The organism is Alteromonas gilva (assembly GCF_028595265.1).
Taxonomy (GTDB): Bacteria; Pseudomonadota; Gammaproteobacteria; order Enterobacterales; family Alteromonadaceae; genus Alteromonas; species Alteromonas gilva.
Genome location: NZ_JAQQXP010000003.1, coordinates 417,742 through 442,569 on the forward strand (window position 1 = coordinate 417,742; position 24,828 = coordinate 442,569).

23 protein-coding genes are annotated in these 24,828 nt (G+C 49.8%); 21 read left to right on the forward strand and 2 right to left on the reverse strand.

Features of this window, described 5'->3' with window-relative positions:
* The first annotated feature begins 195 nt into the window (after positions 1-195).
* The 16 genes from sufB to der all read left to right on the forward strand — a co-directional run bounded on the left by sufB (position 196) and on the right by der (position 16,254).
* Positions 196-1,632, forward strand: coding sequence for a Fe-S cluster assembly protein SufB (sufB, locus tag OIK42_RS18190; RefSeq protein WP_273642543.1), 1,437 nt, complete (start codon positions 196-198; stop codon positions 1,630-1,632).
* Between the two features lie 8 nt (positions 1,633-1,640).
* Complete coding sequence (sufC, locus tag OIK42_RS18195) at positions 1,641-2,402, forward strand: Fe-S cluster assembly ATPase SufC (protein WP_273642544.1); 762 nt, start codon at positions 1,641-1,643, stop codon at positions 2,400-2,402.
* Complete coding sequence (gene sufD, locus OIK42_RS18200) at positions 2,399-3,661, forward strand: Fe-S cluster assembly protein SufD (RefSeq protein WP_273642545.1); 1,263 nt, start codon at positions 2,399-2,401, stop codon at positions 3,659-3,661. Before sufC ends, sufD begins: the two co-directional genes overlap by 4 nt.
* Complete coding sequence (locus tag OIK42_RS18205; protein ID WP_273642546.1) at positions 3,658-4,875, forward strand: aminotransferase class V-fold PLP-dependent enzyme; 1,218 nt, start codon at positions 3,658-3,660, stop codon at positions 4,873-4,875. The genes sufD and OIK42_RS18205 overlap by 4 nt, the downstream gene beginning before the upstream one ends.
* A gap of 12 nt (positions 4,876-4,887) precedes the next feature.
* Positions 4,888-5,244, forward strand: coding sequence for a HesB/IscA family protein (locus OIK42_RS18210; protein WP_273642547.1), 357 nt, complete (start codon positions 4,888-4,890; stop codon positions 5,242-5,244).
* A gap of 8 nt (positions 5,245-5,252) precedes the next feature.
* Entirely contained in the window at positions 5,253-5,786 is a 534-nt protein-coding gene (gene sufT, locus OIK42_RS18215; protein ID WP_273642548.1) for a putative Fe-S cluster assembly protein SufT, read from the forward strand.
* 37 nt (positions 5,787-5,823) lie between these two features.
* Positions 5,824-6,234 (forward strand): SufE family protein, encoded by a 411-nt coding sequence (locus OIK42_RS18220; RefSeq protein WP_273642549.1) that lies wholly within the window; start codon positions 5,824-5,826, stop codon positions 6,232-6,234.
* Positions 6,235-6,369: 135 nt separating this feature from the next.
* Entirely contained in the window at positions 6,370-6,801 is a 432-nt protein-coding gene (gene ndk, locus OIK42_RS18225; RefSeq protein WP_273642550.1) for a nucleoside-diphosphate kinase, read from the forward strand.
* A 124-nt stretch (positions 6,802-6,925) separates the two neighbouring features.
* Complete coding sequence (gene rlmN, locus OIK42_RS18230) at positions 6,926-8,044, forward strand: dual-specificity RNA methyltransferase RlmN (RefSeq protein ID WP_273642551.1); 1,119 nt, start codon at positions 6,926-6,928, stop codon at positions 8,042-8,044.
* 74 nt (positions 8,045-8,118) lie between these two features.
* A complete protein-coding gene (gene pilW / locus OIK42_RS18235) occupies positions 8,119-9,210 on the forward strand; it encodes a type IV pilus biogenesis/stability protein PilW (protein WP_309568785.1) in 1,092 nt (363 codons plus the stop codon).
* A 12-nt stretch (positions 9,211-9,222) separates the two neighbouring features.
* A complete protein-coding gene (locus tag OIK42_RS18240; protein ID WP_273642554.1) occupies positions 9,223-10,296 on the forward strand; it encodes a RodZ domain-containing protein in 1,074 nt (357 codons plus the stop codon).
* Positions 10,296-11,411, forward strand: a complete 1,116-nt coding sequence (gene ispG / locus OIK42_RS18245) for a flavodoxin-dependent (E)-4-hydroxy-3-methylbut-2-enyl-diphosphate synthase (RefSeq protein WP_273642555.1) — start codon at positions 10,296-10,298, stop codon at positions 11,409-11,411. Before OIK42_RS18240 ends, ispG begins: the two co-directional genes overlap by 1 nt.
* Before the next feature lie 93 nt (positions 11,412-11,504).
* Positions 11,505-12,779 (forward strand): histidine--tRNA ligase, encoded by a 1,275-nt coding sequence (hisS, locus tag OIK42_RS18250; protein ID WP_273642556.1) that lies wholly within the window; start codon positions 11,505-11,507, stop codon positions 12,777-12,779.
* A gap of 36 nt (positions 12,780-12,815) precedes the next feature.
* On the forward strand, positions 12,816-13,433 hold the full coding sequence (locus OIK42_RS18255) for a YfgM family protein (RefSeq protein ID WP_273642558.1): 618 nt from the start codon (positions 12,816-12,818) through the stop codon (positions 13,431-13,433).
* 3 nt (positions 13,434-13,436) lie between these two features.
* On the forward strand, positions 13,437-14,708 hold the full coding sequence (gene bamB, locus OIK42_RS18260; RefSeq protein WP_374211881.1) for an outer membrane protein assembly factor BamB: 1,272 nt from the start codon (positions 13,437-13,439) through the stop codon (positions 14,706-14,708).
* A 100-nt stretch (positions 14,709-14,808) separates the two neighbouring features.
* Complete coding sequence (der, locus tag OIK42_RS18265) at positions 14,809-16,254, forward strand: ribosome biogenesis GTPase Der (RefSeq protein WP_273642559.1); 1,446 nt, start codon at positions 14,809-14,811, stop codon at positions 16,252-16,254.
* 2 nt (positions 16,255-16,256) lie between these two features.
* Here the strand turns inward: der and OIK42_RS18270 are convergent, their stop codons facing one another.
* Positions 16,257-17,249, reverse strand: coding sequence for a hypothetical protein (locus OIK42_RS18270; protein ID WP_273642560.1), 993 nt, complete (start codon positions 17,247-17,249; stop codon positions 16,257-16,259).
* Positions 17,250-17,405: 156 nt separating this feature from the next.
* Entirely contained in the window at positions 17,406-18,767 is a 1,362-nt protein-coding gene (gene xseA / locus OIK42_RS18275) for an exodeoxyribonuclease VII large subunit (protein ID WP_273642561.1), read from the reverse strand.
* A gap of 102 nt (positions 18,768-18,869) precedes the next feature.
* On the opposite strand from xseA, the gene guaB reads away from it, so the two are divergent.
* The 5 genes from guaB (at position 18,870) to OIK42_RS18300 (ending at position 24,819) form a co-directional block, all read left to right on the forward strand.
* Positions 18,870-20,339: an IMP dehydrogenase gene (gene guaB / locus OIK42_RS18280; RefSeq protein ID WP_273642562.1), complete on the forward strand. Its 1,470-nt coding sequence runs from the start codon at positions 18,870-18,872 to the stop codon at positions 20,337-20,339.
* 78 nt (positions 20,340-20,417) lie between these two features.
* Positions 20,418-21,995 (forward strand): glutamine-hydrolyzing GMP synthase, encoded by a 1,578-nt coding sequence (gene guaA, locus OIK42_RS18285; protein WP_273642564.1) that lies wholly within the window; start codon positions 20,418-20,420, stop codon positions 21,993-21,995.
* A gap of 205 nt (positions 21,996-22,200) precedes the next feature.
* Positions 22,201-23,010, forward strand: coding sequence for a methyl-accepting chemotaxis protein (locus OIK42_RS18290; protein ID WP_273642565.1), 810 nt, complete (start codon positions 22,201-22,203; stop codon positions 23,008-23,010).
* 6 nt (positions 23,011-23,016) lie between these two features.
* A complete protein-coding gene (locus tag OIK42_RS18295) occupies positions 23,017-23,823 on the forward strand; it encodes a methyl-accepting chemotaxis protein (protein ID WP_273642566.1) in 807 nt (268 codons plus the stop codon).
* Positions 23,824-23,910: 87 nt separating this feature from the next.
* Positions 23,911-24,819 carry a histone deacetylase family protein gene (locus OIK42_RS18300; protein ID WP_273642567.1) on the forward strand — a complete coding sequence of 303 codons (909 nt, stop codon included), beginning with the start codon at positions 23,911-23,913 and terminating at the stop codon, positions 24,817-24,819.
* The last annotated feature ends 9 nt before the right edge of the window (positions 24,820-24,828 follow it).

The following is a 24,828-nucleotide window of genomic DNA, read 5'->3' on the forward strand; positions in this document are numbered from 1 at the left end:
AAATAAGAGTCGTGCCCGACAAAACCAGGATAAATAAGGTCCGGGCAGTCATCTCAGCACTCACAGCATACATTTAAGATCATCAGTGAATAGTTGAGTGAAATACTCAGGTATTATATAATACAGTTAATTTGTAGTATTGCGTGGAAGTAAAAACGCACCTACGTAAATGTTCAATATAAGTGAGATGAGTCAATGAGCGAGCAAATCGAACAGGCATTATCGAAAAAATACGAGGCGGGTTTCTATTCGGAAATCGAGTCTGACACCTTCGAAAATGGTCTGGACGAGTCCATAATCCACCGTATATCAGCAATGAAAAATGAACCGGAATGGATGCTGGAATGGCGCCTTAAAGCCTATCGTTCATGGTTGGAAATGGAAGAGCCGGACTGGGCTCACGTGGACTATCCCAAAGTAGATTATCAATCGATTTCGTACTATTCGTCGCCAAAAAGTATGAAGGATAAGCCTAAATCACTCGACGAAGTCGATCCGGATTTGATCGATGTCTACAACAAGCTCGGTATCCCGCTGCATGAGCAGGAAATGCTCGCAGGCGTTGCGGTGGACGCCGTGTTTGATTCGGTGTCAGTGGTAACTACCTTCAGGCAGAAGCTCGAAGATGCCGGGGTTATTTTCTGCCCGATATCAGAAGCGATTCAAAAGTATCCTGAGCTGGTCAAAAAATACATTGGCTCAGTTGTACCGCGTACCGACAATTTCTTTGCCGCCCTCAACAGCGCCGTGTTTACTGACGGCTCGTTTGTATATATTCCTAAGGGCGTGCGCTGCCCGATGGAGCTATCCACCTACTTCCGCATTAACGAACAAAATACCGGTCAGTTTGAACGTACGTTGATCATTGCTGATGAAGGCAGTCACGTAAGTTACCTCGAAGGTTGCACCGCGCCGCAGCGCGACGAAAATCAGCTGCACGCAGCAGTGGTTGAGCTGGTTGCCATGGACAATGCCAACATCAAGTATTCGACCGTGCAAAACTGGTATCCGGGCGATGAGAACGGTAAAGGTGGTATTTATAACTTTGTTACCAAACGCGGCATTTGTCACGACAGCGCTAAAATTTCCTGGACTCAGGTAGAAACCGGTTCTGCTGTGACCTGGAAGTATCCAAGCTGCGTATTAAAAGGGGATAACAGTGTCGGCGAGTTTTATTCGGTGGCTCTGACCCGCGGTCATCAACAGGCTGATACCGGCACCAAGATGATTCATTTGGGTAAAAACACCCGCTCTACGATAATTTCCAAAGGCATATCCGCTGCAACCAGCAACAATGCCTATCGCGGGCTGGTGCAAATGGGGCCGAAAGCGGATGGCGCACGTAACTTCACCCAGTGTGATTCGTTGCTGATAGGTGATAAGTGTGGTGCGCATACGTTTCCTTATATCGAAAGCCGCAACCCGTCGGCAATAGTTGAACATGAGGCGACGACCTCAAAAGTCAGCGACGAACAAATGTTTCTGTGCCAACAGCGCGGGCTCGATGCCGAGAAAGCGGTATCCATGATTGTAAATGGCTTCTGTAAAGAGGTCTTTAAAGAGTTACCAATGGAATTTGCCGTCGAAGCCGGCAAGTTACTTGAAATCAGTTTAGAAGGTTCTGTGGGGTAAATACGTTAATGTTATCTATCGATAATTTGCACGCCAGTGTTGAAGATAAAACAATTATTAAAGGGCTTAATCTGGAAGTAAAACCAGGTGAAGTCCATGCCATCATGGGGCCAAATGGTGCGGGTAAAAGTACGCTTGGTTACGTGTTGTCAGGCCGTGAAGGTTATGAAGTAACAGGCGGTAGCGCCACGCTCAATGGTAAAAATTTACTCGAACTCGAAGTTGAAGAGCGCGCCCGTGAAGGCCTGTTTCTGGCGTTTCAATACCCTGTAGAAATTCCGGGTGTAAGTAATATGGAGTTCCTCAAAGAATCTGTTAATGCGCTGCGGGAACATCGCGGTGAAGAACCATTAACCGCCGCAGAGTTTTTGAAAAAAGCCAAAGCAGCGTGTAAGCAGGTTCAGTTGCCGCTTGACTTTTTAAAGCGGGGCGTCAATGAAGGCTTCTCTGGTGGTGAGAAAAAGCGTAACGAAATCATGCAAATGATTTTGTTAGAACCAAGCCTGTGTATTCTGGATGAGTCAGACTCCGGTCTTGATGTTGATGCTTTGCAAGTGGTGGCAGAAGGCGTAAACAGCCAGCGTGATGGTCAGCGCAGCTTTGTTGTGGTGACCCATTACCAGCGTCTGCTCGACTACATCAAGCCTGACTTCGTACATATTCTGGCCGATGGTGAAATTGTTAAAAGTGGCGATGCATCGCTGGCCCTGGAAGTAGAAAAATCAGGTTATGCCTTTCTCGGTAAGGCGTACGAGGAGGAAGATGCATGAGCCATTGGCTGTCTGAGGTAATCGCAGCGGGGCAAACGCGTCAGGACTGGCTTGCGCCACAGCGGCAACTGGCACTGGCCGAACTCGATAAAGTTCGCTGGCCGGTGCGGCGTCAGGAAGACTGGCGTTTTACGCCGTTAGTACCGGTTGAGAAACGCAGTGTGGCGATGTCGACGCCGTCGGACACGTCGGTAGCAGGCCCCAGAATTGATGATTTAACAGCCATTGAGCTGGTGTTTAGTGGTAATACACTATTGACCGATATCACTGCGTTGTCACTCCCTGACGGTGTAGAGATTGTTACCTTTGCCACCGCGAATGCGGCGCAGCAAGAGATCATCAAAACTCAATTCAATAAAGTAAAACCGACTAAACATTTGTTTGGCCAGGTGAATGATGCCTTGCTTGCTGACGGCGTGTTTATCACGTTTGCAGCAGGTCATTCAGTAACAACACCTGTGCGCATAACGCAACTGGCGAATAATCAGGGCGATCAACACATGCGGGTGCTGGTGCATGTGCAGGAGGGGGCCCGCGCTACCCTTTTTGAAGACGGCCATGGCAGTACCAATAGTTTTAATACTGCGTTCAGCGAATTTGTCATTGATGACAATGCCTACCTGGAGCATTATCGACTGGCGATGTATACCGGCGAGGCGATGCATGTCGGTGGTTGCCATTTCAGATTAGGGCAAAAATCCGAGCTCAACAGTACCCTTGTGGGGTATGGCAGTCAGTTATCACGGCTGGATGTTGACGTTGAATATGCCGGTGAATTTGCCAATGCTAAACTCAATGCCATGTATCTGCTGGCAGAAGGCGAGCTGTTTGACCTGCACACTACCATTGAACACGCGGTACCGAACTGCACCACAGAAGAAAACGCCCGCGGCATTGTAGGCGATCGCGCAAAGGCAGTCTTTAACGGTCGTATCCATATTCACCGTGACGCCCAGAAAACCCTCGCAGAGCTTAACAACCGTAATTTGTTGCTGTCACGCCGGGCTATCATTAACACCAAGCCAGAACTTGAAATCTACGCCGATGATGTGAAATGTGCCCATGGCGCGACAGTCGCTGAGATTGACGATACCGCGTTATACTATTTACTCGCCCGCGGTATTAAACGTAGTCAGGCTTTGATTATGCTCAACTTTGGTTTTATTCAGGAGCTGATCAGACAAATGCCTAATCAGAGTATTTCGGCATGGTTACTTGCGCAACTACATGACCGCTTTGTCGGCATGGAGGTCAAATGAGCTTCGACGTTGCGGCCATTCGTCAGCAATTCCCCATTCTGTCACAACAAATAGACGGCAAACCGCTGGTTTATTTAGACAACGCTGCCACAACCCAGAAGCCGCAAGCTGTTATTGATGCACTGGTAGACTTTTATACAAAATGTAACGCCAATGTGCACCGCGGCGCGCATCATCTGTCGGATGAAGCAACCAGACGCTATGAACGCGCCCGTGAGCAGGTTGCAGGCTTTATCAATGCCGGTAGCCGTGAAGAAGTCATTTGGACCAGCGGTACTACCGAAGGCATTAATTTGGTGGCCAGAGGATTAGCTGAACGTTTGCAGGCCGGTGATGAAGTGGTTGTTACCGAAATGGAGCATCACGCAAATCTGGTAACCTGGCAACAGGCCTGTCTGCACAGTGGTGCGACCCTGCGTATTGCGCCGATTTTTGATAACGGCGAGCTGGACATTGAAACCTTTAAGGCGTCACTGGGGCCGAACACCCGCATGGTGGCGTTCCCTCACGTTTCTAACGCGTTGGGTACCGTTAACCCGGTTAAAGAACTAACCGCCATGGCGAAAGCCTATGGGGCGCTGGTATTAGTTGACGGCGCTCAGGGCATAGCCCATGGAGGTGTCGACGTACAGGCGCTGGGCTGTGATTTTTATGCGTTTTCGGGACACAAACTATTTGGCCCTACCGGTATAGGCGTGTTGTGGGGCAAAAAAGCCGTGCTCGAAGACTGGCCTGTGTGGTTAACCGGCGGCGAGATGATTGCCGATGTTACTTATCAGGAAGCAACCTGGGGTGTGTTGCCGAACCGTCTCGAAGCCGGCACGCCTAATATTGCCGGAGCAATAGGACTGGGCGCTGCGGTAGACTGGTTCAATACACTCGATTTAGCCGCGGTCCAGGCGCACGAGTCCCTGCTGATTGAATCTGCTATGGAGCAGGCGTCGCAAATAGCAGGCATGCGTCTGATTGGTACGGCCCCCAAAAAGGTCGGTATTTTAAGTTTTGTAATGGAAAAGGCGCATCCGGCCGACATCGGCTTTATCCTCGATCGTCAGGGCATTGCTATTCGCACAGGTGATAACTGCGCACAACCGCTCATGAATCGCCTTGGCATTAACGGTACTGCGCGCGCGTCGTTTTCGTTATATAACACACTCGATGAAGTGTCAGCATTCTTTGCGGGTTTACGCAAAGCCCAGACAATGTTGGGTTAGGAGAGATTAATAATGACCGTAGAAACATTTGTACCCAGTCAGGATGTAGTGACCTTAACGCCGAATGCCATAAAGCATTTTGAAGGCAAGCTTAAAAATCATCCGGACAAGATTATTCGTTTATCAACGAAAGTGAGCGGATGCACCGGCTATGCCTATGTACTTGACTTTGCTGATGCCAGCGAAGATGGCGACGAAGTAATGAGTGTTTCCGATAAGCTTACCGTTGCGGTCGCTAAAGATGCTGTGTCACTGCTCAAGAACACTGAAATTGATTATGTTCAGGAAGGTGTTAACGGCGTTATTAAATACTTCAACCCCAACGTGGTAGACGAATGCGGTTGTGGTGAAAGCTTTAACATCGGATAACCCACGCTATGAAGCAAAAAATGGTCGTGACCGAACGCGAGGTAAAATCGCGTAAAGTCCCCTCTGGTGAAACAGTCATTATTCCCGATGGTGAATTTGTTAATATAACCCAGGATCTTGGTGGCAACTACACGGTAACCTGGCGTGGCAATATGCTGCGTATTGACGGTACCGATGCTGATGCCATTGGTCGTAAACCGCAGACCCTTGATTTTACTGCCCCTAGTGACAACACTATTGATGAGAGTCAGGTCTGGCAGGCGCTCGAAACGATTTACGATCCGGAAATCCCGATTAACCTGGTATCACTTGGCTTGATTTACTCGGTTAACATCGAACCCGATACACAGACCGTCAATATTGATATGACCCTCACAGCCCCCGGCTGCGGAATGGGGCCGGTACTGGTAGGTGACGTAGAATATCGTGTTGGCCTGGTACCCAATGTGCAGGATGTTAAGGTAGAACTGGTCTTCGATCCGCCGTGGTCGCGGGATAAAATGAGCGAAGAAGCACAGCTTGAAGCTGGCCTGTTTTTTTAATTAAATGACCGCCGTTTTATAAATAAGAGAGAGTTTCATGCAGCTACCTTCGAGTCAGGAAATCGTTGAAGATCTGGAGTTTTTTGATGATTGGGAACAACGTTATCAGTACATCATAGATTTAGGTAAAGCACTGCCCCGCCTTGATGACACCGATAAAACGCCGGAACGTTTAGTGAAAGGCTGTCAAAGCAGCGTTTGGCTGGTTTCTGCAATGGATGGTGACAAACTCCACTTTGAAGTAGACAGCGATGCCGTGATTGTACACGGTCTGTTGGCGCTTGTGATGGCGGCATACAATGATAAAACCCCTGATGAGATCATCGCTTTTGACATTGACGGCTACTTTAATGCGCTTGATTTAGAGCGTCATATTACGCCTACTCGTGGGAATGGATTACGTGCTATAGTTGGTAAAATTCAGAATTTGGCGGCACAATATCGCTAATTTCAGGTATTCGTGGTATTTGCTGACCGTAATTATTAAGATTTTTTGATAATTGCTCTTTAGCCCCTAGGCAATAAGGCAAAGATTGCCTATAATTCGCGGCCAAAATTTTACAATTATAACCGGAGACAGAAGATGGCTCTAGAGCGTACTTTCTCAATCATTAAGCCTGATGCCGTAGCAAAAAACGTTATCGGTGCTATTTACAACCGTTTTGAATCAGCCGGTCTGCGCATCGTAGCGTCTAAAATGGTTCACATGAGCAAAGAACAAGCCGAAGGTTTTTATGCTGAACATAAAGAACGTCCGTTTTTTGGTGCGTTAGTTGATTTCATGACGTCTGGTCCGGTAATGGTTCAGGTGCTTGAAGGCGAAAATGCCGTGGTTAAAAACCGTGAAATTATGGGCGCAACTAACCCATCTGAGGCGGCAGCCGGCACACTGCGTGCTGACTACGCGGTTTCTATCGATGAGAATGCGGTTCACGGTTCAGACGCACCAGAGTCTGCAGCGCGCGAAATCGCGTACTTTTTCTCTGAAGAAGAGATTTGCCCACGCACTCGCTAAGCGAAACGCCAACGCAATGAATAAAAGGGAGCCTCGGCTCCCTTTTGTGTCTGTGAATGAATATCGGTTTCATGGTATTCTATGCGCGTTTTAAACCCGAATTTCGTTAAGATGATACCTTTTTATGACCAAAACAAATTTATTAAACTTTAATCGGCAGGGATTGCGTAACTATTTCGCAGAGATAGGTGAAAAACCATTCCGTGCCGATCAGGTCATGAAATGGATCTATCAGCATGGCGTTGACAATTTCGAACAGATGACCAATATCAACAAAAACTTACGGGCTAAGTTGATAGAGTTGTGCGAAGTTAAAGCGCCAGAGATTGCTTACCATCAACAGGCTACCGACGGTACCATTAAATTTGCGTTGGTGCTGGAAGGCGGTCAGGAAGTTGAAACGGTATGGATCCCTGAGGCGGACCGGGCTACCTTGTGCGTTTCGTCGCAGGTTGGCTGTGCACTGGAGTGCACTTTTTGCTCCACCGCGCAGCAAGGCTTTAACCGCAATTTAACCGTCAGCGAAATTATCGGTCAGGTGTGGCGCGTAGCAACCACCTTAGGCTTGTCCAATGATACTTCCCAACGTCCGGTGACCAATGTCGTAATGATGGGCATGGGCGAGCCGTTGCTCAACTTAAAAAATGTTGTGCCCGCCATGGACATCATGATGGATGATTTTGGTTTTGGCTTGTCCAAACGACGGGTGACACTGAGTACCTCGGGCGTAGTGCCGGCGCTGGATATGCTGGGCGATCAAATTGACGTCGCGCTGGCCATTTCGTTACATGCCTCCAACGACACCTTGCGTAACGAAATCGTACCGATCAATAAAAAATACAACATTGAGACCTTTTTGGCCGGCGTACGTCGCTACTTGAGTAAGTCCAAGGCCAACCAGGGCAAAGTAACCGTTGAATACGTAATGCTAAATCAGATTAACGACTCAACGGAGCAAGCCCATGAGCTGGCTAAAGTAATGAAAGACACCCCGTGCAAGATTAACCTTATACCGTTTAATCCGTATCCGGGCTCACCGTATACCTGCTCGAGTAATTCGCGCATTGACCGTTTTGCCAAAGTACTGATGGAATACGGTTATACAGTGATAGTCAGAAAGACCCGTGGTGATGATATCGATGCGGCCTGTGGGCAGTTAGTGGGTGATGTGGTCGACCGCACCAAAAGAATGTTAAAAAAACAGATGAAGGGCGAGCAAATTTCGGTAAAAATGTCACAATAATCGTTAGATGATAATAACTAAGCCGAAAAACAAGAAGGTAAGCGCTACCGATGAGAATATGTTTAGTACTTTGCTTGGTTTTACTCGCAGGTTGTGTCAGTGAAAATCAGTCTGGCACCTTTGGTAATTCCTTTGACCAGGAAGAAGCTGCACAAACCCGTGTCTCGCTAGGACTGACTTACTTAAAAAATGGCAACTATTCGCAGGCCAAACAGAACCTCGATAAAGCACTGACATTCGCTCCGAGGTCAGCCAGTACCCACTATGGTCTGGCGTACTACTATCAGGTAGTGGGCGAGGTAGAACGGGCCGCTGAATCTTATGAAACGGCAATGCAACTGGCACCCGAAGATGCGGATATTGCCAATAGTTACGGTGCATTTCTTTGCCAGAACGGTCGCTACGATCAGGCCAAACAGTTTTTCCTACAGGCGGTAAACGCCGAACAATATGCCAACTCTGCTCAAACCTATGAAAACATGGCGCTGTGCGCACAAAGTCAGGGTAAGGGGGAAGATGCGATTCAGTATCTCAATAATGCGCTAAAACATCAGCCAGGCCGCGCTAAAACCTTGTTTATACTCACCGAAATGTATGTGGCCACAGAGCAGTTCGAGTTAGCTTCCCAGACATTAAAGAGATACGAAAAAGTAGCGCGTGTTTCGCCCGACTCGTTATGGATGGCCATCGAAATTGCCACCGGGCAGGGCGATTTAGCGACCGCGGCTAACTATGGCGATATGTTATTGAGTATGTATCCCGACAGCGCCCTGGCTAAGCTCTACATCGAGCGGCAAAAAAAGCTGCCTCAGCCAGTCATCAAAAAGAAGTCAAAGCCCCAGGCGGTCGTAACGCCGGTCGGCAGTGAGCGTTCGTCAGCCTCGTCGGTAACGCCGACTTCGCAAGCGATCGCGCAGCCTCTACAGTCATCGGCTGACACCTCGCTACAAAACAGCGCAACCAGTGTCAGCGCAGTGCCAGAATCGCCTTCTGAACCACAACCGGCTTTTCATATTGTTCAGCCAGGAGAAAACCTTTATCGGATATCCGTTAAATACAATATAAAATTAAAAACGTTAAAACAGTGGAACGATCTGGATGAAAACGGGTCAGTTAAAATTGGCATGAAGTTGTGGTTGGCGCCGCCAGCATCACAATCTAACTAGTGTAGGTAAATAATGGACAAAGAGCATCACCTAGAGGCTGATGAACAGCATGTGCCTGCCACACCCAGTCCCGGGCAGGTATTACGGGAAGCGCGCGAACAGCAGGAACTTACTCAACAGGCGATCGCTGACAAACTCTATTTAAAGGTTGGTATCATTGACGATATCGAACAAAACCGCATCGACGAACAAACGTCCATTACCTTTATAAAAGGCTATGTCCGGCTGTATGCAAAAACGCTGGGACTCAACCAGCAAGAAATGATCACGGTATTTGAGCAGTATCACACCACACCCAAACCCCCTGCCAAATTACAAAGCTTTTCCAGGCGGGTCGCGAAACAGGCGCACGATGATCGCTGGATGATGGTGACTTACGGCATCGCCCTGATAATCATCGCAGGCATTGTGATTTGGTGGTATCAACAGTCCGCTAATGACACTGAAGAGGCGACAACCACAACCGGGTTAACCAGTCAGCAAACACCGGCGGCTATGACACCAACCGAATCAGACGACAGTCTGACGGTTGAGGCTGCGCCGCAACGTCCACGGGATGAGCTGGCCGACAACCAGCCACAAGAGAGTATCAACGCAGCCAATACGCTACCGCAAAGCCTTGACGACAGTGTCAATGCTGTACCTGCTCAGCTGGCAACGGAACAGGCTGAATCAGTCGCAGATACTGGCGCTGACACGCAGATCCCACCGGTGACGACAGCGTCTGAGTCACCGGCTGTGAGTGAGGCAGAGCCGGTAGAGTCTGACAACTATACTGCCACAGCCGGGCAGAGTGACACCAGCTCGTTACAAAGTGCTGACCTGCCTTCGGAGGCCGTGGTAGACCTTATTTTTACATTTAATGGTGAATGTTGGGTAAATCTGACTGACGCTACCGGTGAGGCCATTGCCTATGGTATCAAGGCTTCAGGGTACGTTATGCGCGTGAGCGGTATTCCGCCCTTTGAAGTCACTCTGGGCGCTCCGAGTGTTGTCGAAATAGAGTATGACGGTGACGTCGTTGACATGTCAGGTTTTGACCCAACACGTACCGCGAAGTTTTTGTTACCGAGACAGGAACAATAATGTTTGCTGAAAACCCTATCAAACGCAGAAAATCCACCCGCATTAATGTGGGGAATGTGCCCATTGGTGATGGCGCGCCTATTGCTGTGCAATCGATGACCAACACCCAAACAACGGATGTTGCCGCCACAGTCGCGCAAATAAACCGGATTGTTGGTGTGGGCGGCGAGATTGTGCGCGTATCTGTACCTACCATGGACGCCGCTGAAGCATTTAAACAAATTCGTCAGCAAGTCAGTGTGCCATTAATTGCTGATATTCATTTTGATTACCGTATTGCTTTGAAAGTGGCCGAATATGGCGTGGATTGTTTGCGTATTAATCCGGGGAATATTGGCAATTTAGAGCGGGTAAAAGCGGTGGTCGACTGTGCTCGCGATAAAAACATCCCGATCCGGATTGGCGTCAACGGTGGTTCACTGGAGCGTGATTTGCAGGAGAAGTACGGCGAGCCAACACCGCAAGCGTTGCTTGAATCGGCTATGCGTCACGTGGATATTCTCGACAAGCTCAATTTTGACCAGTTCAAGGTGTCGGTGAAAGCCTCCGATGTGTTTTTAGCGGTGGACGCTTATCGCTTATTAGCAAAAGAAATAGACCAACCCCTGCATTTGGGTATTACTGAAGCAGGTGGCCAGCGGGCCGGTGCGGTGAAAAGTGCCGTAGGGCTTGGGATGCTGCTCGCTGAGGGCATTGGTGATACCTTGCGGGTTTCTTTGGCCGCCGATCCGGTAGAAGAGATTAAAGTCGGTTTTGATATTTTAAAATCGCTGCGCATACGCTCCCGGGGCATTAACTTTATTGCCTGTCCGAGCTGTTCGCGTCAGGAATTTGATGTGATAGCCACGGTAAACGCGCTGGAGCAGCGTTTAGAAGATGTGCTTACCCCGATGGACGTGTCGATTATAGGCTGCGTGGTCAATGGACCGGGAGAAGCTGAGGTGTCCGATCTTGGTCTTACCGGCGCCCGAAATATGAGCGGCTTTTACCTCGACGGAAAACGCCAGAAAGAACGCCTTGCCAATGATGACTTAGTCGAGCAGCTTGAGAAACGCATCAGAGCGAAAGCCGCGCTGCTTAATTCCGCTAATTCTATCCCCGTGGTAGAGAAGTAACTCGGCGCAATTATCACGCGCAGTAAAGAGTTTGTTGTTTAGTATTAAAGCCCCTATAATGCGGGGCTTTTAAATAGGCTTGAGAGAGAACCGGTGGCAAAAACAATCCAGGCTATTCGCGGTATGAATGACTGCCTGCCGACAGAGTCGGCCAAATGGCAACAGGTCGAGGCGGTAATTCGACAGGTTGTAGCCAGCTATGGTTACCAGGAAATCCGTACTCCGATCGTCGAAAGTACCGATCTGTTCAAGCGCTCTATCGGTGAAGTGACCGATATCGTTGAAAAAGAAATGTATACCTTTGCCGACCGTAACGGCGACAGCTTAACTCTGCGCCCGGAAGGTACCGCCAGTGCTGTGCGCGCTGGTAACGAGCATGGTCTCATTTATAATCAGCAGCAGCGTTTGTGGTACATGGGGCCAATGTTCCGGCACGAAAGACCGCAAAAGGGCCGTTACCGACAGTTTCACCAGTTTGGGGTTGAAACCTACGGACTGGAAAGCGCCGATATTGATGCGGAAGTGATTTTGCTGTCGGCAAGACTATGGAAACTGTTTGGTATCGAAGACGCAGTGACACTGCAAATTAACTCATTAGGCTCTAATGAAGCGCGCCAGAATTATAAACAGGCGTTAGTCACATATTTGATGGCACACCAGTCGCAGTTGGATGAAGATTCGTTGCGTCGTCTTGAGTCAAATCCGCTGCGAGTGCTGGACAGTAAAAACCCTCAGGTACAAGCATTAGTGAAAGACGCGCCGTCATTATTTGACTATCTTGATGACGATTCCAAAGCACATTTTGACCTGTTGTGTCAGCTACTCGACGACGCCGGCATTCGCTATGAAATCAATCCCCGTTTGGTCAGAGGTCTGGATTATTACAACCGCACCGTCTTTGAATGGGTTACCGATAGTTTAGGTGCGCAGGGCACTGTGTGTGCAGGCGGCCGTTACGACGGACTGGTTGAACAGCTCGGTGGCAAAGCGTCGCCCGGTGTTGGCTTTGCGCTAGGCCTGGAACGCCTGGTGTTACTCCTTGATACCTTACAGAAAATAGATCAGGACATGCCGGCTGCCGATATTTACGTGACCGCTTTAGGCGATGATACCAGAGCCTTCGCCAGTAAAGTGGCAGAGTCGTTACGGGATACCGATAAGCAGTGGCGGGTTATGCTGCATTGCGGCGGTGGCAATCTGAAAAAACAGTTAAAGCGCGCCGATAAAGCAGGCGCCAGCGTAGCACTGCTGATTGGCAGTGAGGAAATGGCTAACCAACAAGTCACCATTAAGCCTCTGCGCGGTAACGGCGAGCAATCGACAGTGGCCTGCAATGAATTGGCTGAAGCATTATTTAGCGTGTTATAACAATAACGCGCAAGGATTTTCAAACGAGGTTTTAATATGGAACAATTCGCGACAGAAGACCAACAAGTAGAAGCGATTAAACGATTTTGGTCTGAACATGGCACATCTTTAATTATGGGCGCCGTCCTGGGCCTGGCCGGATTGTTCGGCTGGCAGTATTACACGGATTCACAAATCAGTGCCAAGGAAACGGCATCGCAGTCCTACCAGTCGGCACTTGAAGCGTTGATTAACGAAGAGAACCGTGAGCCAATAGAAGCGGTAATGAACTCAGATGAGGTCGACGGTTATGCGAATATTGCGGCGCTGCTGGCGGCCAAGCAAGCGGTCGATGATGGTGAGCTGGATGCAGCGGCGAACTATCTGCAAAAGGTTGTGTCACAGAACACAGATGACAGTCTTAAGCATGTCGCCACAGTTAGGCTGGCACGCGTTCAACTAGCGCAACAGAAACAAGAACAAGCTTTGGCTACCATTGAGTCGGTCACTGATGAAGCTTTCAGTGCTCAGGTGGAAGAAATAAAAGGTGATATTTTTAGCGCGCAGGGGAACTTTGATAAGGCTCGCATGGCCTACTCCACTGCTCTGGAAAAAAACATGAATAATCGATTACTGCAATTGAAACTTGATAACCTTGCAGTTAGCGCAGGATAGGGAATGACATCTATTACTCGAAACATCTCACAGCAATCGCAACTGTGTGGCCGTATGTTTAAACAGGTCGTTTTGGCCGCCGCGTTAACAGCGTTGAGCGGCTGTACAACCGTCACCGACTGGTTTGCTGACGACGACGAAATTAAAATAAGACGCATCCCCGCCATTGTAAATCAGGTAACGCCAAAGGTTATCTGGAACTACAGTATAGGCGACGGGGTGGATGAATATTTTTCACGCTTACAACCGGCATATGCTGACAACACTATCTATGCGGCTGAGCGTCACGGCAAAGTGGTAGCCCTTGAACCCGATAGTGGGGATGTAAAATGGCAGCGCAATTTTGCTATTTTCCGGAACGAGTCTTTCTTTGACGGCATTGCCAATATCTGGCGCAGTGGCACTTCAGCAAAAATCAGCGCCATGGCGGCCGGTTACGACAAGGTATTTGTCGGTTCTGAAAATGGCAAGCTGCTGGCCCTTGATGGCCAGACCGGCGAAACGGTCTGGGAAGCCTCAGTTGCGGGTGAAATTTTAGCACCGCCGGCAATGGATGAAGGTATTCTGGTGGTTAACACCGGTGCCGGTGTATTGTTCGGTTTTGATGCGCAAACAGGTGAACAACTTTGGCGCAGTGAAACAGACGTGCCGCCACTGAGTTTGCGCGGCATATCAGCGCCGGCAGCAAGCAATGGCGGAACGTTGATTGGCACGCCGACGGGCAAATTGCAGGTCAATATTCTTACCACCGGCATCCCGGCCTGGGAAACGGCCATTACCGCGCCTTCAGGAGCCACCGAACTGGAACGTATTATCGATGTTGACTCCTCACCGGTGCTGTACGGTTCGACGGTGTATATCGTTTCTTATGATGGCACGTTGGCCGCGCTTGAGTTGCGCAGTGGGCGTATTTTATGGAAACGTGAATATGGTTCATACCGTGATTTAGCGGTGACTTCTGAACGTATTTACGTGGTGGATACCCGTTCGAATGTCTTTGCCTTAGACCGTCGTAATGGCATTGAAATTTGGTCACAAGGTGGCTTAAGACAACGCCACTTAACGGCACCAGTGGTAATGGGTGAACACGTTGTAGTGGGTGATCGGTGGGGGCTGTTACACTGGCTGAACACTGAAGATGGCACCCTGGCTGCGCGTTATGACCTGGGTGGTGACGATGAAGACGAAGCTATCTATGCTGCGCCGATTAAAGTCGATGATATGATTGTGACAATTACGCGTGATGGTGACATCGCTGCGTTAACGGCGCAGTAATTGCCGCCTAGTCACTGAATTTTCCGACATATTCCGATATACTCATACGGCCGCGCGATAGCGCGGCCGTATGTTTTTTTTAACTTAAAGGAACACCGCTATGTTGCCTGTCGTGGCATTAGTTGGACGACCCAATGTGGGTAAGTCGACACTGTTTAACCGTTTAACCCATACCCGTGACGCCCTGGTTGCTGATTTTCCCGGCCTGACGCGCGACCGGCAATATGGGCAGGCTAACTATGAACAGCGCCATTTTATTGTGGTCGATACCGGCGGTATCACCGGTGATGAAGAAGGTATCGATACCTTGATGGCAAAGCAGTCGTTGCAAGCCATTGACGAAGCTGATGTGGTGTTTTTTATGGTTGATGCCCGCGCGGGACTGTTACCGGCTGATCAACTTATTGCCGATCATCTGCGCAAAACCGACAAACAGGTGCTATTGGTCGCCAACAAGGTCGATGGCATCGACGGTGACAGCGAAAGTGCCGAGTTTTATTCGCTAGGTCTGGGCAATGTACATCAGATTGCCGCTGCCCACGGCCGAGGCGTGGCAAAACTGTTGCAGGACGCCTTAACGCCATTAGCTGCAGAGTTTCCGGCGATGGATGTCGATACCTCAGTGTCTGAACAAGACGAACCCGATGCCGATGAACAACTTGCAAGACTGCAGAGTTTACCCATTAAGCTCGCTATTGTGGGTAAGCCTAATGTTGGTAAATCCACCCTGACGAATCGCATATTGGGAGAGGACAGGGTGGTTGTGTTTGATATGCCGGGTACCACGCGGGACAGTGTCTATATTCCGTTAGAGCGTGATGAGCGCGAATATGTACTTATCGATACCGCAGGCGTTCGTAAACGCAAAAAAATCTCCGAAGCGGTGGAAAAGTTTTCCATCGTAAAAACCCTGAAAGCCATCGAAGAAGCTAACGTGGTGTTGTTGGTCATTGACGCGCGGGAAGGTATTACCGATCAGGATCTTAGTTTGCTGGGCTTTGTGCTCAATTCTGGCCGCTCGTTGGTGCTGGCAGTGAATAAATGGGATGGCCTGGATACCGATGTTAAAGATGAGATCAAGCGCGAGTTAGACAGACGTCTTGGTTTTATTGACTTCGCGCGCTTGCATTTTATTTCGGCCTTGCACGGTTCTGGCGTTGGCAACTTATTTGATTCGGTGAATGAAGCTTATCGTAGTGCCACCAAGCGGATAAACACCTCTATGCTCACGCAGATCATGGAAATGGCCCAGGACGACCATCAGCCACCTCTGGTGCGCGGTCGCCGGGTGAAAATGAAGTACGCGCATGCTGGCGGCTATAACCCACCGGTTATCGTTGTGCATGGCAACCAGGTACAGGATTTACCGAGTTCGTATAAGCGCTATTTAATCAATTACTTCCGCAAAGCATTGGATATCATGGGTACGCCTATTAAGGTCGAATTTCGTGAAGGGGCTAACCCTTTTGAGGGTAAAAAGAATCAACTTACCCTCGCGCAACAGCGTAAGCGTCGACGCATGATGTCCTATCACAATAAAAAGTAAACTTATAAAGCGAGCCGGAGTTCCTTCATCAGAGGGGACTCTGGTGGTACCTTGATCTTTTTAAGTGCCGCTCTTACCAGCTCGTCGCCTACTCTGGCCGGAAAGGTCGTGCTGATTTTGACAAATTTATCTTCCAGCTGAAAAACATAGATACTGGCATACAGTGATTCACCGCTGTCACTTTCAGCCACCATCTCTGACATTAGCCCCTGCTCAGGCGGCGACGATTCATGAATAAAAGGTGTCTGGTGCTGCTTTATATCTATGCTCATCTCGCGTGCCGAGGCTGTTTCCCGTGCCTCGTTGATGGCATCTGTCAGTTCTTTACTCAGGCGCTCATCAGTTTGGCCGTCGAGTACAGACAGTACCGGATAAATCGTGATGTCAAGCACCGCTTCTGTGAAGTTTGGGTGCAGGTAACGCGCTAAAACCCCTTTAAAGGGATCAGGGTACAGATATTGCCGGGATAGCTCGAATTCATTCAGGCTCTCAGGCAAGACCAGCTGGTTGGTATAGTCGCTGGCGCCCATGGCCTGATACAAATAAGGTGTTGTAAAGATTTGTTGTTTCTCGGCGTGTTGCCACCAGTGCAAGATAATCTGTTCGACGTCTTTGGGGGTCACCGCACCGCGATGCTGATATTGCACTAAATGACTATCCAGCTGCATACCCCGCCATTCAACAGAAAACTCTGTATAGCTTTGCCGCGCCTGCGCATCGTCCGGCGCTGAGGAGATTTGATTGGCAATGAGTAACTCATAGTCGTACTGGCTCAACGAAGGGCTTAATTCGGTAAACAACGACAATTGCTCCAGCGCCGTCAGAAAGTCATTGGCGGCTATTCCGTCATTTTTGCATTCGGCTTTGGTTGGTTGCGCGGCCTGGCACTGCCTGGCAGTTGCGTCACTGATGTACGAAGAAAATACGTTAACCGGCAGGTTAAAAGGCGTTTCAGCCGGCGCAGTTAAAAATGCTTCGTTTGCTGTTGACGCCACAGGAACGGGCTGCTGAGTTGCTGTGCAGGCTGTTAACGCGGTAACGAGCAACACACAGTTTAATTGTCGAAGGGACTTAATCAATCAACGATACCTTGGATGAAAAATAAAATTTACCGTGGTAAGCGCCGCGCCACCCGTTCAGGTGGTTAACTGCTATTGAGCAGGCTTTGCTCTTACACCGGTTACTACACTAATAATTTCGCCATCTTCAACACGACTGGTTATCTCGTCGTGGGCTGAGACCGATTCAATTCGGGTTATAGCCTGTTGGTCTTTAAGCGTTACTGAATAACCACGGGATAAGGTGGCTAACGGACTCACAGACTGTAACAAGTGCGCTAGTGTAGCAAGGTTATGTCTGTTCGTCTCTAACCGCCGCTGCATAACACTGACAAGTCGTTGGTGTAATTGTTCCCGCTGATTTTTAATGGCATCCAGCCGCAGCGCCGGATGTTGACGGGCGAGTTTGTGTTCAATGCGTTGTAATCGCGATTCCGCAGCGGCCAGTTTCGACCTGGTCAGGCTAACCAGTCGCTGAGTAAGCAGATCGATGTGCTGTCCTTGTTGCTGCAACATAACGGCAGGGTGCCTGGCGTTTAACCGCTGGTTGAGCACCGCATGGCGGTGAACGCCGGTTTGAATCTGCTGTTTGAGCCTGTCCGTGAGACGTTGCCGCAGTTGCGCGATATGTTTCATTGCCTCACGCTGATCTATCGATAAAAGCTCGGCGGCTGCCGACGGCGTTGGTGCTCGCAGGTCGGCGACAAAGTCAGCAATGGTGACATCAACCTCATGACCGACTGCACTGACAATGGGTAATGTTGAGGCGGCAATTTCACGCGCCAGGGTTTCGTCGTTAAAACACCACAAATCTTCCAGTGAGCCCCCACCACGGGTGAGCAGAATAACATCTACTTCGCGACGTTGGTTAGCCAGCCACAGGTTATGTGTCAGCTGTTTTGCTGCCTGTTCCCCCTGAACCATGGACGGATAGATAATGACTTCAGTCGCCGGACTACGCCGCTGTAACACGCTCAGCACATCGTGCAGCGCTGCTCCTTGCGCCGAGGTGATCACCCCAATACGGGTAATTTGTTGCGGTAAGGCTTGTTTGCGGCCGGGATCAAACAGGCCTTCAGCCTGGAGTTTATATTTGAGCTGCTCAAACGCCAGCTTTAACTGACCTTCTCCTTCGGCTTGTAAGGTTTCTACCACTAACTGATAGTCACCGCGTGCCTCGTAAATACCCACGCTGGCTCTGACCAGCACTTTATCCCCCTCACGAGGTGCAGTGCGCACTGCGCGGTTTGCCGAACGGAACATGGCGGCCCGTACCTGCGCTTTGTCATCTTTGAGCGTGAAATACCAGTGACCAGAGGCAGCCCGGGTCATGTTGGAAATCTCAGCACTCAGCCACACTAAACCCACTTCACTGGTTAAAATGTTACGCGCCAGTCGATTTAATGTTGAAACACTGTGAACTTTTTGCCCCTCAGGAGCGGAAAATGCAGTCATCGAATGAAAAAACCTCAGCTTTAATGCAAATACAGTTTACCTGAAACTGAAAAAACACTACAATTGCGCCGCAATTAAACCTCTACTATACAGGTGTTTTGCATGCTAAGAATCGCTCAAGAAGCGCTAACCTTTGACGATGTTCTCTTGGTTCCGGCGCACTCCACTGTGCTACCGCACACGGCAAGCTTACAAACCCGACTGACCCGCAAGGTCAATCTTAATATTCCTATGGTATCAGCTTCTATGGATACTGTAACGGAAGCTCGTTTAGCAATCGCGCTGGCTCAGGAAGGCGGCATCGGTTTTGTGCACAAGAATATGACACCTGAAGAACAGGCTAATCACGTTCGCGAAGTTAAAAAATACGAAAGCGGTGTGGTGTCTGATCCGGTGACTGTGTCAGAAAACCACAGTTTAGGCCAGGTGCTGGCCTTAAGTAAGAAGATGGGCTATTCGGGCTTCCCGGTGACCGACGGTGACAACAATCTTATTGGTATTGTTACCGGCCGCGATTTACGTTTTGAAAAACGTTTGGATCTGCCGGTTGGCCAGGTGATGACCCCCAAAGAGCGTTTGGTAACAGTAAAAGAAGGCGCCAGCTCCGATGAGGTGCTCGAACTTATGCATGAGCACCGGATTGAGAAAATACTGGTGGTCGATGACGCCTTTAAACTGTCGGGACTGATCACAGTTAAAGATTTCCAAAAAGCCGAAAATAAACCCAATGCCTGTAAAGATTCGTTAGGGCGTCTGCGGGTCGGAGCAGCAGTGGGGGTTGGCCCGGGTACCGACGAACGTATTGCGTTGTTGGTTGAAGCCGGTGTCGATGTGTTACTGATTGATACGTCGCACGGTCATTCACAGGGTGTTATCGATCGCGTTAAAGCCACGCGTGAGGCTTATCCTGACTTACAAATTATTGCCGGCAATGTGGCCACCGCAGATGGTGCCTTAGCACTGGCGGATGCGGGCGCCGACGGCATTAAAGTCGGTATTGGTCCGGGCTCAATTTGTACCACGCGGATCGTAACAGGCTGCGGTGTACCGCAAATCACCGCGATATCTGATGCTGTTGAAGCGTTAAAAGATCGTGACATTCCGGTTATCGCCGACGGTGGCATTCGTTTCTCTGGCGACATCGCCAAGGCGCTGGTTGCCGGTGCAAGCTGCGTGATGGTCGGCTCAATGCTGGCCGGTACTGAGGAAGCACCGGGAGAGGTAGAGCTGTTTCAGGGACGCTATTACAAGTCGTATCGTGGAATGGGCTCGCTTGGCGCAATGAACCAGCGCAATGGTTCATCGGACCGTTATTTCCAGGCCAGTGATAACGCCGAAAAACTGGTACCGGAAGGTATCGAAGGCCGGGTTGCTTACAAAGGCCCTATCGCCACAATCATCCACCAACAAATGGGTGGTTTGCGTTCGGCAATGGGCTTAACCGGTTGCGCCACGATAAAAGAACTGAACACCAAACCACAGTTTGTAAGGGTCACCTCAGCGGGCATGGGCGAGTCGCACGTGCACGACGTGAGCATTACCAAAGAAGCGCCAAACTACCGTTTAGGCTAAACTATCCAACAGATTTAGTTGTAATACACAGGCTGGTTACCGACCAGCCTGATTGTTTTTTATTTAAAGGCAAATAGCATGACACAAAATATCCATGACCATCGCATTCTTATTTTGGACTTTGGTTCTCAGTACACGCAGCTTATTGCCCGCCGGGTTCGTGAGCTGGGTGTGTATTGTGAACTTTGGGCATGGGATGTCAGCGAAGAACAAATCAAATCATTCAATCCGCAAGGCATTATTTTATCCGGGGGCCCGGAATCGGTGACAGAAGCGAACTCACCACGAGCCCCTGAGTATGTGTTTAATGCCGGCGTACCGGTGCTCGGCGTGTGTTACGGCATGCAAACCATGGCCGCGCAATTGGGCGGACAGGTGCAGGGCTCAGACAAACGTGAGTTTGGCTATGCCCAGGTTGAAGTGGTTAAAAGTAATCCTCTGCTGGATAAAATTGAAGATCATATCAGCGCTGAAGGTAATGCATTGCTGGATGTGTGGATGAGCCACGGCGATAAGGTAATTGCTATTCCCGAAGGCTTTGAAACGGTTGCCTTAACACCATCCTGCCCTCACGCGGCGATGGTGCATCCTGAAAAGCAATTCTACGGTGTGCAGTTCCACCCCGAAGTTACCCATACCCGCCAGGGAATGCGTATTCTGTCGCAATTTGTGATGGATATCTGTGGGTGCGAAAAGCTTTGGACGCCGGATGCGATTATCGAAGACGCGATAGCGCGTATTAAAGCGAAAGTCGGTGATGATGAAGTGATCCTCGGCCTGTCCGGCGGCGTCGACTCCTCGGTCGTGGCGATGCTGATCCACCGTGCAATTGGCGATAAGCTGACCTGCGTGTTTGTGGATAATGGCTTACTGCGCTTAAACGAAGGCGAACAGGTCATGGATATGTTCGGCGATCATTTCGGTTTGAACATCATTAAAATCGATGCTGAAGAGCGTTTCCTGGCACGCCTTGAAGGTATTGAAGATCCGGAGCTAAAGCGTAAAGCTATTGGCAATGAGTTTGTCGCCGTGTTCGATGAAGAAGCCAGTAAACTGGTGAATGCCAAATGGCTGGCGCAAGGCACCATTTATCCTGATGTGATTGAGTCAGCCGGCTCGGCAACAGGCAAGGCGCACGTGATTAAGTCTCACCACAATGTGGGCGGTCTGCCAGAAGACATGAAAATGGGGCTGGTGGAGCCGCTACGCGAATTGTTTAAAGATGAAGTGCGTAAGATTGGTCTGGAACTCGGATTGCCCTACGACATGCTGTACCGCCATCCGTTCCCGGGACCAGGTCTTGGTGTGCGGGTGTTAGGTGAAATCAAAAAAGAATACTGCGATTTATTGCGCCGCGCCGATGCCATTTTTATCGAAGAACTGCACAACGCCGAGTTGTATCATAAAGTCAGCCAGGCCTTTACGGTATTTTTACCGGTCAGATCAGTGGGCGTGATGGGCGATGCCCGTAAGTATGACTGGGTAGTGTCACTCAGAGCGGTAGAAACCATCGACTTTATGACCGCGCACTGGGCTCATTTGCCGTATGAATTCCTCGGTAAAGTCTCTAACCGCATCATCAACGAAATCGACGGTATCTCCCGGGTAGTTTACGATATTTCCGGCAAACCGCCGGCCACCATTGAGTGGGAATAAGATACCACGACACAGTCGATTGATTCTCGATGACTAAGCCAGCAGTTCTGCTGGCTTTTTTTATTCTGGCAACGGGCTTTCACAAAACTGTCACATTGGCACGTTTAAATGTGCGTTTTGCCATGCTTAGGAATGCTTCACGTTGCTGACATGGCATGACCCACACGAGTACTAAGGCTCGTAGACATACCTATCGGAGACACAAATGATACGATTTTCCAGTATCAATCGTCTTATCATGACACCTGTACTGGCCATTATTACGGTGCTGGTACTGCTCAATGCTGCGTCGTTGACGATTGCGTTTTCATTAATCAACAATATTGCCATTGTTGAGCAAACTAACGTGGTTCAGGAAAGGCAGATAAATGAGGCCCTCAACGAGTTTAAAACCCAGGTGCAGGAATGGAAGAATGTGCTCCTGCGCGGCCGTAACGAAGAAGACCGCCTCAAGTACTGGCAACGTTTTAAGCAGCGGGAGGAAAGTGTTCAGCAGCAGCTAGATAGCATGCTGCAAAATAGTCAGTTGAGCGGCCCGGTTAGCGAACTCATAGAACGGTTTCTCTCCGCTCACCACAAGATGGGGGTGAAGTATCGTGATGGCTATGCGGCTTTTGTGTCAGCGGGCTTCGACCCGACCGTGGGTGACAGTTATGTGCGCGGTATTGACCGGGAACCGGCTAAGTTGTTGCAACAAACCGCAGACAACATTGCGGCAAACACCCGGACTGCCAAACAACAGGTATCGACAAATACTTCCCGGTTGTTGTGGCTTATATTGTCGTCGTCAGTGTTGCTGAGCGTGTTGTGTATTGTTTACCTGGTATTTAACCTACGTCGCAATATTGTTAAGCCTACCCGGGAAATCGCTCAATGTCTTAAGAGCATGGAACAAAAAGCCTACGATTACCAACTGACCTATCACAGCGAGCACGAGTTGGGCCTGGTAGCCAGCGCAACGCGTCACCTGCAAAGTAAGCTGCAGGATACGGTGGGATTGTTGTCTGAAGCGTAAGGACAAATGCAACGATCACAGGAGTTGTTAACTGATGTCAGTACAACCATTGATCGGGGGGCGAGGGAGCAGCATGAGTCGTCAGAGTCGCTGTCTACCGCAAATCACAAGCTGGATGAAATTGTCAAAAGTCTGGTTGCTATTACAACCCAGGTTTCCGTCGCATCAAACAATTCACAGCAACAGGCCAATGAGTGCTACACCACATTCGAAAGAGCCAACCAGGGCTTTGCGGAGCTGGCTAAAACCGTCACTTCGGCCAGCCAGATAGTTAACGAGCTGCAGGCTCGCAGTGCCAGTATCTTAACGGTCGTCAATGTCATCAACGAGATTGCCGATCAAACGAATTTACTCGCTCTGAATGCGGCAATTGAGGCCGCCCGGGCGGGTGAACACGGACGCGGTTTCGCCGTGGTGGCAGATGAAGTGCGCGCGCTCGCGGCCAAAACGCAGCAGTCTACCCAAGAGATCAACGCGATTTTAAGCGCGTTTGAGGGCGACGCCACAAAGGCCGTAACGGCCATGAAAAGCGGTCAGGCGCACGCCAGTGAAAATGCCAGCAACGCCCAACATGCGCTAACTCTGCTCAATGAGCTGGTGACTTACATCGAAGAGACGCAAAGTGTGGTGGCCACGTTAAACGATGCCGCAAACGATCAGTCAGACATTCATCATCAACTCAATGAGGTGATTGCTAATGTGATGCGCTCTGCAGAAAATTATCACAGCCTGTCGCGAAGTAATGACATCTCCAACGCCATGGGCGTGATGACAAAAAATGTCACTGCGGTGGTCTCTGCACTGAGCCGATAGCCGAAAATCGCTGTACAATACTTATCACATTGACACATTGCGCGCCGGGCCAGAAAGCACTGCCCGGTGCCGCGCGGCGAGGTAGATTTGACAGAGGTTCCACCGTTAGTTTTTCATCCAATTTACAGTCAACTGGAATTGCCTTACCGGCATCGCTTTCCGATAGAAAAGTATCAGGGAATATATGACGCGCTGCGCCTGCAGGGCGTACCGGCAGACACATTTGTGCAGCCAAAACCGGTATTGGTAAATCAGCTGCTGGCCCATTACGACAGCGATTATGTTAATGCCTTACTGCACGGAACCCTGGCCAAACAGGCTATGCGCCGGATTGGGTTTCCCTGGTCTGAGCAATTAATAAAACGCAGTTTAACCGCGGTGGGGGGCACTATTACCACGGCCAGACTTGCCATTCAGCACGGCCTGGCGCTGAATCTTACGGGCGGTTATCATCATGCCGCCGGCGATTTTGGCGCCGGATTTTGTTTGTTCAACGACCTGTATCTCGCGGCAAAAACAATGCTGAATGAACCCGGTATCGATTCGGTGCTGATCATTGATTTGGATGTGCATCAGGGCGATGGTACTGCGCTGCTGGCCGAAAACGATCCGTCAGTCATTACCCTGTCATTACACGGCGAGAAAAACTTCCCACACCGCAAACAACGCTCAGATATGGATTTTCCGTTGCCTAAAGGGCTCGGCGATGATGATTATATGAATGTATTGGATGAGGCGCTCACCACGGCCCGACGCTTGTATTCGCCGGATGCTGTTATCTACGATGCCGGCGTCGATGTGCATGAGCATGACGACCTTGGGCTGCTCAATATTTCAACTCAGGGGGTGTTGGCCCGCGATAGCATGGTTTTTAACTGGTGCAAGGCCCGCGATTTGCCGGTCGCCGCGGTAATCGGGGGCGGCTACCAGCGCGATATTGACGCGTTGGTGGCCGTGCATTTACAGCTCTACCGGGCGGCGGGCGTCATTGACTAATGTCCCCCT

Bases quoted from the DNA above. Each gene is read 5' to 3' on its own strand.
- sufB (WP_273642543.1), top strand. From the start codon at position 196: ATGAGCGAGCAAATCGAACAGGCATTATCGAAAAAATACGAGGCGGGT.
- guaA (WP_273642564.1), top strand. From the start codon at position 20,418: ATGACACAAAATATCCATGACCATCGCATTCTTATTTTGGACTTTGGT.
- guaB (WP_273642562.1), top strand. From the start codon at position 18,870: ATGCTAAGAATCGCTCAAGAAGCGCTAACCTTTGACGATGTTCTCTTG.
- OIK42_RS18210 (WP_273642547.1), top strand. From the start codon at position 4,888: ATGACCGTAGAAACATTTGTACCCAGTCAGGATGTAGTGACCTTAACG.
- bamB (WP_374211881.1), top strand. From the start codon at position 13,437: ATGACATCTATTACTCGAAACATCTCACAGCAATCGCAACTGTGTGGC.
- OIK42_RS18240 (WP_273642554.1), top strand. From the start codon at position 9,223: ATGGACAAAGAGCATCACCTAGAGGCTGATGAACAGCATGTGCCTGCC.
- ndk (WP_273642550.1), top strand. From the start codon at position 6,370: ATGGCTCTAGAGCGTACTTTCTCAATCATTAAGCCTGATGCCGTAGCA.
- OIK42_RS18220 (WP_273642549.1), top strand. From the start codon at position 5,824: ATGCAGCTACCTTCGAGTCAGGAAATCGTTGAAGATCTGGAGTTTTTT.
- sufD (WP_273642545.1), top strand. From the start codon at position 2,399: ATGAGCCATTGGCTGTCTGAGGTAATCGCAGCGGGGCAAACGCGTCAG.
- OIK42_RS18290 (WP_273642565.1), top strand. From the start codon at position 22,201: ATGATACGATTTTCCAGTATCAATCGTCTTATCATGACACCTGTACTG.
- rlmN (WP_273642551.1), top strand. From the start codon at position 6,926: ATGACCAAAACAAATTTATTAAACTTTAATCGGCAGGGATTGCGTAAC.
- sufT (WP_273642548.1), top strand. From the start codon at position 5,253: ATGAAGCAAAAAATGGTCGTGACCGAACGCGAGGTAAAATCGCGTAAA.
- xseA (WP_273642561.1), bottom strand. From the start codon at position 18,767: ATGACTGCATTTTCCGCTCCTGAGGGGCAAAAAGTTCACAGTGTTTCA.
- ispG (WP_273642555.1), top strand. From the start codon at position 10,296: ATGTTTGCTGAAAACCCTATCAAACGCAGAAAATCCACCCGCATTAAT.
- OIK42_RS18205 (WP_273642546.1), top strand. From the start codon at position 3,658: ATGAGCTTCGACGTTGCGGCCATTCGTCAGCAATTCCCCATTCTGTCA.
- OIK42_RS18295 (WP_273642566.1), top strand. From the start codon at position 23,017: ATGCAACGATCACAGGAGTTGTTAACTGATGTCAGTACAACCATTGAT.
- OIK42_RS18255 (WP_273642558.1), top strand. From the start codon at position 12,816: ATGGAACAATTCGCGACAGAAGACCAACAAGTAGAAGCGATTAAACGA.
- sufC (WP_273642544.1), top strand. From the start codon at position 1,641: ATGTTATCTATCGATAATTTGCACGCCAGTGTTGAAGATAAAACAATT.
- der (WP_273642559.1), top strand. From the start codon at position 14,809: ATGTTGCCTGTCGTGGCATTAGTTGGACGACCCAATGTGGGTAAGTCG.